The organism is Paenibacillus sp. J2L1-98 (assembly GCF_056269405.1).
This window is the reverse complement of the sequence record NZ_JBWDNW010000006.1, coordinates 94,714-107,871: the sequence shown is the minus strand read 5'-3', so window position 1 is coordinate 107,871 and position 13,158 is coordinate 94,714. Positions and strand designations below refer to the sequence as shown.

Annotated in this window: 13 protein-coding genes; 4 read left to right on the top strand and 9 right to left on the bottom strand. The window is 47.8% G+C overall.

What is annotated here, in order from left to right; all coding sequences use genetic code 11:
* Positions 1-15 precede the first annotated feature (15 nt).
* Positions 16-1,065, bottom strand: coding sequence for a cytochrome c oxidase subunit II (coxB, locus tag AC0YNZ_RS14025; protein ID WP_475827179.1), 1,050 nt, complete (start codon positions 1,063-1,065; stop codon positions 16-18).
* 369 nt (positions 1,066-1,434) lie between these two features.
* Here coxB and AC0YNZ_RS14020 point away from each other — a divergent pair, with 369 nt between their 5' ends.
* The gene (locus AC0YNZ_RS14020; RefSeq protein WP_475827178.1) at positions 1,435-2,163 is read left to right on the top strand and encodes a hypothetical protein; all 729 of its coding nucleotides are present in this window, start codon (positions 1,435-1,437) and stop codon (positions 2,161-2,163) included.
* 76 nt (positions 2,164-2,239) lie between these two features.
* Here AC0YNZ_RS14020 and AC0YNZ_RS14015 read toward each other — a convergent pair whose 3' ends face one another.
* A complete protein-coding gene (locus AC0YNZ_RS14015; RefSeq protein WP_475827177.1) occupies positions 2,240-3,214 on the bottom strand; it encodes an aldo/keto reductase family protein in 975 nt (324 codons plus the stop codon).
* Between the two features lie 156 nt (positions 3,215-3,370).
* On the opposite strand from AC0YNZ_RS14015, the gene AC0YNZ_RS14010 reads away from it, so the two are divergent.
* On the top strand, positions 3,371-3,703 hold the full coding sequence (locus tag AC0YNZ_RS14010; protein ID WP_110771033.1) for a winged helix-turn-helix transcriptional regulator: 333 nt from the start codon (positions 3,371-3,373) through the stop codon (positions 3,701-3,703).
* Positions 3,704-3,728: 25 nt separating this feature from the next.
* Here the strand turns inward: AC0YNZ_RS14010 and AC0YNZ_RS14005 are convergent, their stop codons facing one another.
* The 3 genes from AC0YNZ_RS14005 to AC0YNZ_RS13995 all read right to left on the bottom strand — a co-directional run bounded on the left by AC0YNZ_RS14005 (position 3,729) and on the right by AC0YNZ_RS13995 (position 6,575).
* Positions 3,729-4,574, bottom strand: coding sequence for a DUF421 domain-containing protein (locus AC0YNZ_RS14005; protein ID WP_475827176.1), 846 nt, complete (start codon positions 4,572-4,574; stop codon positions 3,729-3,731).
* 442 nt (positions 4,575-5,016) lie between these two features.
* The gene (locus tag AC0YNZ_RS14000) at positions 5,017-5,757 is read right to left on the bottom strand and encodes a GTP cyclohydrolase II (RefSeq protein ID WP_475827175.1); all 741 of its coding nucleotides are present in this window, start codon (positions 5,755-5,757) and stop codon (positions 5,017-5,019) included.
* 65 nt (positions 5,758-5,822) lie between these two features.
* A complete protein-coding gene (locus AC0YNZ_RS13995; protein ID WP_475827174.1) occupies positions 5,823-6,575 on the bottom strand; it encodes an SDR family NAD(P)-dependent oxidoreductase in 753 nt (250 codons plus the stop codon).
* Positions 6,576-6,924: 349 nt separating this feature from the next.
* On the opposite strand from AC0YNZ_RS13995, the gene AC0YNZ_RS13990 reads away from it, so the two are divergent.
* Positions 6,925-8,253, top strand: coding sequence for an FAD-dependent oxidoreductase (locus AC0YNZ_RS13990; protein WP_475827356.1), 1,329 nt, complete (start codon positions 6,925-6,927; stop codon positions 8,251-8,253).
* A 528-nt stretch (positions 8,254-8,781) separates the two neighbouring features.
* Here the strand turns inward: AC0YNZ_RS13990 and AC0YNZ_RS13985 are convergent.
* Positions 8,782-9,753: a glycoside hydrolase family 43 protein gene (locus tag AC0YNZ_RS13985; RefSeq protein WP_475827173.1), complete on the bottom strand. Its 972-nt coding sequence runs from the start codon at positions 9,751-9,753 to the stop codon at positions 8,782-8,784.
* Between the two features lie 254 nt (positions 9,754-10,007).
* Between AC0YNZ_RS13985 and AC0YNZ_RS13980 the strand changes: the two genes are divergently transcribed.
* Positions 10,008-10,922, top strand: coding sequence for an ArsR/SmtB family transcription factor (locus AC0YNZ_RS13980; protein ID WP_475827172.1), 915 nt, complete (start codon positions 10,008-10,010; stop codon positions 10,920-10,922).
* 39 nt (positions 10,923-10,961) lie between these two features.
* Here the strand turns inward: AC0YNZ_RS13980 and AC0YNZ_RS13975 are convergent, their stop codons facing one another.
* The 3 genes from AC0YNZ_RS13975 to AC0YNZ_RS13965 form a co-directional block, all read right to left on the bottom strand.
* On the bottom strand, positions 10,962-11,135 hold the full coding sequence (locus AC0YNZ_RS13975; RefSeq protein WP_475827171.1) for a hypothetical protein: 174 nt from the start codon (positions 11,133-11,135) through the stop codon (positions 10,962-10,964).
* Between the two features lie 156 nt (positions 11,136-11,291).
* Entirely contained in the window at positions 11,292-12,272 is a 981-nt protein-coding gene (locus AC0YNZ_RS13970) for a carbohydrate ABC transporter permease (RefSeq protein WP_475827170.1), read from the bottom strand.
* Positions 12,273-12,277: 5 nt separating this feature from the next.
* Complete coding sequence (locus tag AC0YNZ_RS13965; protein ID WP_181426116.1) at positions 12,278-13,156, bottom strand: carbohydrate ABC transporter permease; 879 nt, start codon at positions 13,154-13,156, stop codon at positions 12,278-12,280.
* Positions 13,157-13,158 lie beyond the last annotated feature (2 nt).

The following is a 13,158-nucleotide window of genomic DNA, read 5'->3' as shown; positions in this document are numbered from 1 at the left end:
TCAATCACCGATAAATTATTGTTCGTAGTTAAGCTTCAAATCAGATAAATATTTAGCAATACCTTCAATTTCTTGCTCAGTCAAATCGATTTTACCCATTTGGTTGCCCGGTTTAACTTCATCCGGATTGCTGATCCAACGGTGTAAGTTATCGTACACTGAACCTTCATTGGAATATTGCGGATCATCGGTGTTAACAAGTATACCTCCGACAGTCTCACGGCTTCCGATACCAGTCAAGTTAGGATAAGCTGGTCCGCCTAGGTCGCCTACTGCGTGGCAAGACAGACATTTGCTTTCGAATGCTTTTGCAATTGCCGGATCGCTCGGAAGAGCTACAGGCTCTTGAAGCGCTGCTACCCAACGATCAAATGAGGACTCGTCCACTGATTTGACTTTGAAATCCATCAAACCGTGCGAAGGTCCGCAAAGCTCGGCGCATTTACCAAGGTAAACGCCTTCTTTTGGAGCCGAGAAGTACATGGCGTTTTCGTTAGCGCCTGGGTTTGTATCGATTTTACCTGCAAGCGATGGAATCCAGAAGGAGTGAAGCACGTCAGCGGATTTCGCTTTGATAGAAATTGTCTTGCCTTTTGGAATAATAAGTTCCTGCGCTGTTTTTACTCCGTAATCCGGGTATTCAAATTCCCACCAGTATTGGTGCGAAGTAACGATTACCTGAACCGCTTCCGGATCTTTACTATAGTCTTTCGCTAAGTTAAAGACGGATTGAACAGTCGGAATACCTAAAATGATAAGCATGATGATCGGAATAACTGTCCATATGATCTCCAGCTTATGATTTCCTTCCACTTGCTTAGGAATCGTTTTGTCTCCCGGACGTCTGCGAAAACGAATAATTACATACAAAGAAATCGCAAATACGGCAACAATCACGACTAACATGATTCCAATTGCCAGCTTCATCAGTCCGAATTGCTCTTCCGCTACAGGTCCCTGAGGATTCAGCGTCGACAAATCACTCCGCCCGCAAGCCGCCAGCACCAGTACCATCATGGCCATTAGCGGCGCAAGCCGTTTTACAAATCGCCACCGTTTCATCATTAATCAACCCCACTTTTGACGTTTTCGCAGCTGCCTAATTTTCACGTGGCATGCGGCGGGCTGCGTAGTTTCACAGATGTTATTACAACTCCTGCAACTTAAATCACTTTATTAAATATAAAGTTGAAGACCCTATTTGTCAATGTTCCACAGAGAGTTCACAAATTGTTCTCAAAGCTGTCAAAAACGCATCATTGCAACGTTTTTTACAGGTTTGATCACGATGTTCAGCCAGCCGGAAGCGGCTTTCTCTCTATCCTACATTGTGCACCAAACCCATGGTCAATTATGTATGCGCACATAAACGTATATTTACGATCGCAAGGCAAAAACTAAAGCCATTATCGTATGAATGGGGGTCCGTTCTTTATGGTTAAACGAATGGCCGCATTGCTGCTATCCGCTGTTGTCATAATAGCTGCAGCCGGCTGTAATTACGAAGAGCTCGTCCAGCGGAGTGATTCCGATTATGGCAGCCGTCAAGCCAACGATCCAAAGATGCTTAAGAGCAAGTCTTACGGTCCGATGTCGAATAACCCGCATCAGCATGAAAATTCCTTTTTCGAATACAGCTCCGTCCTCTCCCGAAAGGTATCCGCTCTAAATGGCGTAGCTTCCGCTATCGTCATGCTTACGGACAAAAACGCATACGTCGGCTTAATGCTTGATTGGACGGCTGTCGGCACGCGCAATTCCGGCGGCAAAAGCGAACAAGACAATAGCGGTACGACTGAAGGCGTCTATAACCATGACACAGGCAGTCCTTACGGCAACAGCCGGGTTCTTGTATCGCCTTACAATTCCTATTTCTCAGTCAACGATATTAACGATTTATCGGATGAGCTGAAGCAGACCGTTGCGCTTAAAGTGCGCGAGCTGGCGCCAGCGGTGCAAGAGGTTCATATCTCCGCCAATATGGAACTCATGAACTATTTCAATCATTTCGCCAAGGAGGCTTGGGGCGGACGATCGCTCATGCCGTGGATTGACCAATTCAACACAGTCGTGAAATATCACTTTGCCGGCGGGAAGGAAATGCCACCACCCATCACGCAGCCGGGAACCTACAGCCCTTCAGAGGCTCAAATGAACCGATAAAAAATCGCTTCTATTATATATAGTAAAAAGGCTCTTCGCGTGAAGAGCCTTTTTGCTAATTCGTGCTGTTATTTTTTTAGCGCAAAGGAGAAAATTCGGTTACTTCTGCCAAAATAGCCTCCGTTTGAGCAAGCAGCTCATCCGTTAGCGCGATCTCGGCGGCCTTCACATTTTCTTCAATTTGCGCAGGACGGCTTGACCCGATAATAGCCGAGCTAACGTTTGGCTGGCGCAGCACCCATGCTAATGCAAATTGGGATAAAGAAGCGCCAATGCTTCCTGCAAGACGCTCCAGCTTCTCGGCAACCTGCAGCACATCGTCACGCAGATAGCTGTTAATGACGCCGTTCGTCTTATCGTTCGCTGCGCGGCTGCCAGACGGCACTGCTTGGCCCGGCTTGTATTTACCCGTCAGAACGCCCTGAGCGAGAGGCGAAAATACGACCTGCCCCATTCCTCCCTGCTCGCAGGCCTGAATGACATCCCGCTCAATATACCGCTCAAACATATTGTATATCGGCTGATTGGAGACGAGCGGACGCAGTCCCAGTCGTTTTCCCGTTTCAGCGGCATCCTTAATTTGATCTGCCGTCCATTCGCTGATGCCGGCATACAGCACTTTCCCCTGCGCAGTCAAATCGTCAAGCGCCCGCAGCGTTTCTTCAACCGGTGTATCCGAATCAAAGCGGTGGCATTGATAAAGGTCAATGTAGTCGGTGCCTAGACGCTTTAAGCTCGCCTCGCACTGCTCCACTATATGCTTTCTCGATAATCCGCGGTCATTAGGCCCTTTGCCCATTGGAAAAAACACCTTTGTTGCAAGCACGTAGCTGCTGCGCGTATACGCTTTCAAAGCATCTCCCATTACTTTCTCAGCTTCACCGTTATTATATGCGTTGGCAGTATCAAAGAAATTGATGCCCAGATCATACGCCTTATGGATGCATGCCTGTGCCGTTTCCGCTTCTGTTGCCGTTCCGTACGTTAACCAGCTTCCGAGTCCGATTTCACTTACCTTAAGGCCGCTCTTGCCAAGTTTTCTATATTTCATCTGCATACACTCCTCTTTAACATTAACCTCTGCTATCAAGTAGTAGTGTATAGCACATCGTTCTATTATAAAAGTAGTGAATGTTTTTTCACTTTATTATCATTAATATATATACTATACTTGTTGATAGTAACATTCAGAAAGGGGTATGACCAATTGAGCGCACATAATTACATCCCGAAGGAGCCCGTGATTATCGATTGCAATATCGAGAAGACGTTAGACGTCATCGGCGGCAAATGGGCATTTCTTGTTCTGAGAGAACTATTTTGCGGCACCAAAAGATTCGGGGAAATACAGAAGCTTATTCCTGCGGTTAGTCCGCGCGCGTTAACAAGCACGCTCCGTCATCTAGAAGAGAAGGGCGTGCTTGAACGCACGGTGTTTCCAACTGTACCGGTAACGGTCGAATATACGCTGACGCCTAAGGGCGAGGATCTTCATCATATTTTAAAAGAAATGAAGCTATGGTCGGCCAGATGGACATAAAAGAACGTTTGCTCGTTTGGTCAGACTAGGGCTTAATGCCCGCTTGAAACCGGTCTAATGCTGTCTGATAGATACGGCGATCGTTCTCATTGCGTGCCAGACGTTCAAGGCGGTGCAGCTCTGCCTCAAACTGCTCCATTAGCATCGCGACCCGCTCACTCGGCTTTGATTGCGTGCTTTGAAGCTGTTTATGCTCATCGCCTGTTTGGATTGATAACTGCCCATCGCTGTCGACTTGCGCCAAAAAAACATCTTCTTCTTTTAAATTTTTTTTCTTCAGCTCATGCTTTAACCAATTTCTGTCGTATCCGACTTCTTGAAGCACCTCATCTTGAATATCCCCGTCCATTAATACGGTCTTTGCCTCCTGCTCTTGACTGACTCTCCAGCCAAGAAGATCAGGCGTTACGGGTAAATATTCCTTCTTCAGCAATACGTTAACTTCACCGCTGGACTCCATGACGGCAAACTCTACGTCTGCAACGCGGTATACATCTTTTTTCCGCAATTGCTCCAGCATTTCGTCTAATGTCAACCGCTCCTTATGCAAATTCTTTTTGATTAATTGTCCATCTTTAATCAGCACTGTACCTTTTCCATCAACGAAATCACGAATCTTTTTACTTTTCATCGTCATAAATTCCATAGCGACTGATACGCTGACCCACACCGCTAATGAAACTATCCCCAAGTACCATAAATTATCGAGATCAAGCGACACATAGGCGGCAATGTTACCGATCGATATGCCCGTTATGTACTCGAATAGAGACAGCTGAGAAATTTGACGTTTGCCCAGCACTTTCGTCAGCGCGAATAAGATCACGATTGCTGCTAAAGTGCGAAGTATGATTTCAAACCAGCTTGGCAATTCTATTCCCCCTTTCCATTCCTATAGTGTCCAGAAAAGCCAAAGTCATTCGTTTTCCATTCAACTGTTGCATTCCACCTGGAAGTATGGTAATATAATTTAAATGTATTATATTTAACCCCAGCAAATCCCCAGTAAGATTCAATGTTTTCCTCAGATTTTGATTTCTTGGCTGTTAATTCCCAAACCTGTTTCGTGATGTATTTCTGATTCACACTGGCGCGGTCATCGGAGCCGCGAGGACGGAAGAGAGGTAGGGCTTTCGTTGTTTTAGGATGCGAGTTTTAGACAACTTGGTACACATGCTGTTTGCTGTTAACAAGGGGATTCCATACGGCCTTTCGTTTTGAAGAGGTCCGGTTAAATATACGATACAAACAAGGGCTGTCCGGCCAGCGCATTTATGCGCTGACTGGACAGCCCTATCCATTTCTCAGGCCTCTTATTCGTTAGGACAAGCTGCTGCGGCAAAATGACCGGAACGATTTATTTTGGTATCCAAGTACCGTTCATTATGCTCCGAGCGGTCTCCCCACAGCGGAATGCGTGCCGTCACATCAAGACCAGCCGCCTGAAGCGCATCAAGCTTCTTCGGATTATTCGTAATGAGTGTAACCGGCTTTGCCCTAAGAGACTTCAATACGCGTATGGCGTCGCCATAATTGCGCGCGTCGTCCACAAATCCAAGCTCCACGTTTGCCTCCACTGTATCGTAGCCCTGCTCTTGCAGCAAATAAGCCATCGCTTTACTGAACAGCCCGATGCCTCTTCCTTCATGATTCGCCAAATAAAATAAGGCGCCGGTCCCCTTCGCAACAATCATGCGCATCGATTCATGCAGCTGATACCCGCAATCGCACCGCTTGCTCCCGAATATATCGCCGGTATGACAAATGCTGTGCATGCGAATCCAAGCCTCCTCCGCTTGCTCGAATTCACCGTAAACAAGAACGCTTGACTGCTGCATCTCTGCCAAATCAATGGCGGACAGCTTCTTAATAATTTGTTCCGCATCATCCAGCTTCTCTTTGCAGAGCAGCCAGCAATACCATTGAAATATCGTCTCTCCTTCATCCAGCTTTACGGGAAGCTGAATCGGGCCAACCAAATAAATAACGCCCCTGGCGCTCTCCATAACTCTAATGTTGTGATCGACAATGGAAACTGCGTCTGTAGAAATCATAAGCGTATGCTCCTGACCTGTTCATAATAGCCGTTTGCACTATTATGAGCTTGAAGCAAACCAGACTATTCCTCATAAATCATTTTTCTCGTCATTCCGCCATCTACCGTAATATGGGTGCCGGTTACAAAATCATTGCCAGGGTCCGTCAAGTAAAGACATGCGCGCGCAATATCCGCCGGCTTGCCGACACGCTGCGAAGGATGCTGAACATGATCCTCCGGCCGAAGCTTATCGTAATCGCCTGTCTCAATCCAGCCCGGACAAATGGCGTTAACGGTAATCCGATCCGGACCAAGCGAGACGGCAAGCGCATGCGTTAGCGAGAGGATTCCGCCTTTGGAGGCGGCATAGGCTTCCGAGTTCGGCTCTGACATTACTGCACGCGTGGAGGAAATGTTCACGATTGCTCCGCCGCCGCCAGCCCGCATCAGCTTGGCCGCCTCGCGCGAGCAGACGAACGTACCGCGCAGATTCGTATTCACGACGCTGTCCCACTCATCGATCGACAGCTCATACGGTGACTTCCATATGCCAAAGCCCGCATTATTAATAACGATGTCCAATCTCCCCAAAATCGTTTCGACATCGTGAAACAGACGGATGATCTCTTCCGGCTTGCTCATATCGATAACAAAGGATAAGGAATCATAGCCTGCTTCCTGCAGCAGCTCCTCTGTCTGCTCTAGTCCGGCTTCATTTTTGTCGACTAGAACGGGCAGCGCTCCTTGCCCGGCATACGCAATCGAAAGTGCTCGGCCTATTCCTGCCCCGGCGCCCGTTATGAGAACGATTTTATCATTGTAATCCGCTTGCATTTAAATTCCTCCTCCAATGGTTGCTCCAGCAATGATCACCTTGTAAGGTAAGCTTTTCCCTATGCTCGCCTCTAATATCTCCAATCATACTTCCAAAATATCTTCATCACCAGAACATTTTGGCCTTTCTATTTGTGGCTAACTCGTGTCAAATAATCTGAAAATTTAATTTATATTACTGCAAATGCCTTAACAGCCCTTGTCATTCATCCCCAGAGCGCATATGATAATAGTAAGAAAAGGTTGTGAATGTTTTCACATAATATAATAGGTTGTGAAATAATTCACGTTGTGAGGCTGCTGCACCTTGCGCGCTTTGCACTTACAATAGGAGGCGTTTAATATGACGATGAACATTGCTGTTATTGGCTGTACACATGCAGGAACTGCTGCTATTACGCAAATGGCTAAGCTTTACCCCGAGGCTCGTATCACCGTGTATGAACGGAACGACAACATCTCGTTTCTATCGTGCGGAATCGCTCTTCATGTTGGCGGTGTGGTAAAGGATGCCGAGCAGCTATTTTATGCTTCGCCCGAGCAGCTTGCTAAACTCGGCGTTACGACGAATATGCGTCATGACGTGCTGGCGGTAGATACGGATGCCAAAAAAATTCAAGTCCGCAACCTCATAACCGGCGACGAATTCACAGACACCTTCGATAAGCTTGTTGTAACGACCGGCTCGTGGCCGATCATTCCGCAAATGGATGGAATTGAACTGGAAGATATCGTGCTATGTAAAAATTACAACCATTCGCAGGCCATTATTGAGAAAGCCAGGAAAGCGAACCGGATTGCCGTCATCGGAGCTGGCTATATCGGTATCGAGCTAGTTGAAGCCTTTGAACAGCTTGGCAAGGATGTCACCTTGATCGACAATATGGAGCGTATTTTATACAAATATTTAGATCATGAGTTTACGGATGTAACCGAGCAGGCGCTGCTTCAGAAAGGGATTACGATTGCTACCGGTCAAACCGTTACTGCGTTCAAAGGAAGCGGGGGCCGCGTAACGACTGTCATTACGACTGCTGGACAATATGAAGCAGATCTCGTCGTGCTCTGCATCGGCTTCCGTCCTAACACTGAGCTTTTGAAGGGCCAAGTCGATATGCTGCCTAACGGAGCAATCATCGTCGATGATTATATGAGAACGAGCAAACCGGATATATTTGCCGCAGGCGACAGCTGTGCTGTCCACTACAATCCAACTGGTCAAAATGCTTACATCCCGCTCGCAACAAACGCCGTTCGCATGGGAACGCTCGTTGCCAAAAATCTTATGGAGCCAACCGTCCGGTATCTCGGAACGCAAGGGACTTCGGGAATCAAAATTTACGATTACAATATCGCATCGACCGGCTTAACGGAAACAGCAGCGCTTGCTGCGGGCATGAATGTGAAAAATGTCACAATCATCGATAACTACCGTCCCGAGTTTATGCCCACCTACGAGCAGGTTACGTTAAAGGTCGTTTATGAAGCGGATAGCGGCAGAATTGTCGGCGCGCAGGTGCTGTCGAAGGTCGATCTGACACAATCGATAAATACGCTGTCGGTGTGCATACAGAACAATATGACGATGGACGAATTAAGCTATATCGACTTCTTCTTTCAGCCGCATTACAACAAGCCGTGGAATCTGCTTAATCAAGCCGGTTTGCAGGCTGTATAGTTAAAACCAATAAAGGGGCAGCGATAGGCGTTATCACCTGCTGCTGCTCCTTCTACAATTGTCCCTCATCCCTGTAAGGCGGCGAATGCTTCTCTGATTCTCCTTGCTTTTTTACAGCCTGCTTCCGTATACTCAAATACTGCACAATATGTTGAAACACTCATTTGCCTCAAGAGAGCATCCATCTCAAAAATAGATCTGGAAAATAGAGCTATTACGCCGCATATCACGACAATCCGCTTCAATAACGCTGTTTTCGCAAAAATAGATCTAGAAAATAGAGCTATATTCACCAAACTAACCAAAATAGTATAAATAGATCTAAAAACTAGACCTATTACGCCAACATCACGCCAATCCGCTTCAATAACGCTGTTATCGCAAAAATAGATCTAAAAAATAGATCTATATCCACCAAACCTACCAAAATAGTATAAATAGATCTAAAAACTAGACCTATTACGTTACCTTTATCCCGCTTATCTGCACAAAAAACAAGAGCCGCCATATCGAAAGGCGGCTCTTGCGTTATATCGGTGTATCAGCAGGCGGTTTGCCAAAATCCGGGGTGCCGTCGTCGTTCCACGTAAACACTTTTGCGCGTGCGTGACGGCCTGGATCAAATAGCGGATCACCTTCAATTTCTTTGTAGCTGCGGGCGTGATAGATTAAAATATCCTGTTTGCCGTCCTCCGATACCGTGAAGCTGTTATGCCCAGGCCCATATTGGCTCGTTTCAATGCAGCTCGCAAACACCGGTACCTGCGACTTCACCCAAGAAGCAGGATCGAGCAAGTTGCTGGATTCCGCCGCCGTCAGCAGCCCCATCGCGTAATTATGATTCGTGGCGCTGCCGGAATAGGTCAAAAAGATGCTGCCGCCCCGCTTCAGCACAGCCGCTCCCTCATTAACCATGAAACCGATAACCTCCCAATCGAGCTCCGGCTTCGTGATCAGCACCTTGCTCTTAAGCGTCCATGGGCTGCTCATCGCAGCAATATACAAATTCGTATTGCCTTGAATGGCCGGGTCCTGCTGCGCCCATACTAAATATTGTTCGCCGTTATGCTCAAAACTGGTAGCATCCAAAGAGAAGGAGTCCCAATCCGTGATGATTTGCCCTTTCTCCGTCCAGCCGCCTTCAAGCGGATTTGCCGACTCATTCTCGAGCACATATATACGGTGTCTGAATGGCGCGTCCTCCCTAGCCGCAGCGAAATATACATACCATTTGCCAGCGATAAAATGCAGCTCCGGTGCCCAAATGTTTTTACTCATAGGGCCCGAATCATGCTTCTTCCATACGACGATCTGATCGGCGTCGGTAAGTCCTTCAAGCGTAGACGCTCTCCGCAGCTCGATTCTGTCGTACTCGGGCACGGAGCCTGTAAAATAATAATATCCGTCCGTATGCTTTAATACCCAAGGATCAGCCCGCTGCTCTATTAACGGGTTACGCAGCTGCTTCTGCGACTGCCCGGATGGTTCTGTTCTCATCATTTCTCTCAATCCTCCAGTCAAGATTCTATATACTTGAGACGATTCAAATGCGTGCATTACTATATTTTCGACTAAGGAAACTCTTGAAATATTATTTGTAAAGCCAACTATTTACATATAAAATAAATGCATCATATTCTTTTGTTTACCTCGTACATGACGAAAACGTATGCAGCATCCGACGAGCCGTTGTTTCAATAAAGTTATCCAGATAACCATCCAGCATCGTTAAATAAGTTGAGCGGAGTGAAAGCATGAAGATCGATATATCAGATACGCATTTACCTATCTATGAGGCATTAGCCAGCGATGTAAGGCTGAAAATTATTCAACTGCTTGCCCAGCAGGAAATGAACATCAAGGATCTCGCGCAAGCGCTCGAGTTGAGCAGCCCCATCATGACGATGCATGTAAAGAAGCTGGAGAAGGCCGGATTGATCAGCTCCGAGATGGTTTCCAGCAGCGGCGGAACCAAAAAAATGTGCAAGCTCATCACCGACAGCATCGAAATCGATTTCCCTTCCAGAAGACGCCCGGCGCTGCGTTCCTATCACGAATCGATCGTTTCCGTCGGTCATTACACCGACTTTGAAGTGGAACCAACCTGCGGCCTCGCAACAACCGTGAAGGTGATCGGGATGTTCGACGAGCCGCGTTTTTTCTTAGATGCGGAACGTATCAACGCCAAAATATTATGGTTCAGCAGCGGCTTCATTGAATACAAAATTGCCAACTTCCTCTTGAGAAGCGAGAATCCTACCGAGCTCGAAATTTCATTCGAAATATCGTCAGAGGCCCCTTTTGCCAATGAGAATTGGCCGTCCGACATTTCCTTTTACTTAAATGGCATCAAAATCGGCATATGGACCAGCCCCGGCGACTTCGGCGGTAAACGCGGGAAGTATACGCCTGATTGGTGGTGGGACGAAATCAATCAATACGGCCTGCTTAAGGTGCTGAAAATTACGCCGAACGGGACGTTTATCGACGGTCAGCAAATATCCAGCGTGACCCTTGATGATGTCAACATATTAAGCAAGCAATGGAAATTCCGAATAGCGGTAGAGGAAGACGCGGAAAATGTAGGCGGCGTCACCTTATTCGGCTCCGGCTTCGGCAACTATAACCAAGACATCGTCTTCAAGCTTTACTATGAAAGGAACGAGTAGGAGCCGGCGGCGCAAGCCGCTGACGCTCCCTCACTCTTATTACTGCGCGATCCTCAGCCTGTAGATCGTAACCGAATGCTTCGGAAGCTCAAGCGTAAACGCATTCGATAGCCCTTCGACTTGTTGCTCTTTCGGCAGCACGGCCGCAGGCTCCGCAAACGTATTTTCTGCATTCAGATCCGCTTGGAGCGACAGCTTCGTTCCTTGCGGCAATACGGACTGCCCCGATTTTAATAGATGTCTTCACATCATAGGCCTCAGCATTTACGATTTTCAGAATGATCTCATCCATCTTCCCGTCTCTGCCCGCAATGAAATAGAAGCGTCCTTCGCCTTGTAAGCCGCCGTGTCCCGCTTCATACGTCTCTGCTATTCACCCGCGATACCGGAACGCTCTACGCTTTCTACGAAGTAGCGCTGCGTGAACATGTACAGGATGAGCACGGGCAGAATCGTGAGCATGACGCCGGCCATAACTTGATTTTGCAGCGTTGGCGCCATGCCGAGCGTGCCTGAAGATACCGAGCTGGACGCCTGCTGAAGATCCAGATTCGCGTTGCCGTTGAAGAAAGCCATATTTTGCGCCAGGTTGAAATACTCCGGAACGAGCAAATACATATTGGGCTCAAACAAGTCATTCCAGTGCCAGACGACCGAGAACAAGAAGACGACCAGCATGGCAGGCTTGGCTAACGGGAACATAATCATCCAGTATGTCCGGAATGCGCCCGCGCCGTCGATTCTCGCCGCTTCCTCCAGCACGTTCGGGAGCGTGCGGTAAAATTGAATAAAGATGAGCACGAACAAGGAGCCCTTTAGTCCATGACCGAGCAGCGCCGGCACGACAAACGGCAAATGCGTATTTACCCAGCCCAAATCGAGGAAAAAGGTAAAGAGCGGCACGACAATCGTCTGCGGGGGCACAAGAAACGTAAACACGACCATTGCCAAAAACAGCGCTTGTCCGGGAAAGCGGTAACGCGCGAAGCCGTAGCCGACAATCGAACAGCTTATTACCTGCAGGATTGCGCTGCCGAATGAAATGATCGAGCTGTTCAGCAGTCCCGGCCAGAAGTTGATCTCCTCAAGCGCGATCGAGTAATTCGTTAAGCTGAACCGCTTCGGAATCCATTGAATCGTTGCATCCGCCACATCCTCCGGCCGCATAAGCGATTTCGATACCATATACAGCAGCGGATAGACGAATACGAACGCCAAGCTGAGAATGACTAAATAGTAGAAGAACGTTCCGACTATGCCGCGGCCGCGCTTCATCCACGTAATCTTCCAGACCGTTTCCGCTTTGCCTTGAAGACCCGCATATTTTCCGGTCATACTTGGTGAACTCATGCCCTCTACCCCCTACCTTCAGTCGCTGATAAGCTTTTGCGGAAAATGAAGAACACGACCGCCAGCACGACCGAAATCACAATAAAGTAAATCCAGCCCATTGCCGAGCCGTAAGCGTAATTATTCGTTTTAAATACGTTGTTCATAATGTGATTCATAATTTGATTATCCGTTTTGGTGAACGAGTTCACGACGCTATAAAGCGTATTAACGAACATCATCGGCATAATCATCGGGAACGTAATTTTCCAGAAGCTTTCCCATTTCGTCGCCCCGTCGCATTTGGCCGCTTCGTAAAGCGCAGGGGAAATCGTCTGCAAGCCGGCAATAAAAATCAAGATTTGCACGCCCGAATCCCACATGACGAGCGTAAGCGAATCCGCATACTGTAGCAGCGGCTCCAAAATGCTCTCCGGTATGAATGCGTTCAGCTTGCTGAACAGGTCGTATTGATAGAAGATCGGGAGCTGGGCGGCGCCCTGCTCCAGCAATTCCCTTAAAATCGCGCCGGACGCGATTATGACCGGCAGGAAGAAAATCCCGCGGAACAGCGTGCGGCCGCGAAACTGACGGTTAAGCAGCAGGGCGCTGAACATCGCAAATATAAGAATGAGCGGCACCTGCGACAGCATCGTCGTTACCGTGCTTTGCAGCAGCGGAACGAAATCAATGTCTGTCGTAAAGGCTGCGCGGTAATGGGTTAACCCCGTATACGACGCCTTTAAGCCTTCCTTCGTAACCTCCAAATTGTTGAGCGAATAATAAAGGGACTTGCCGAGCGGAATGACCATGAACAGCAAGAAGCCGACGATCCAAATGGAAATGAACGAATAGCCTTCAAAGATGTGACGGCCTCTCATCGAGAGTCCTAATTTTTTGCCCATGC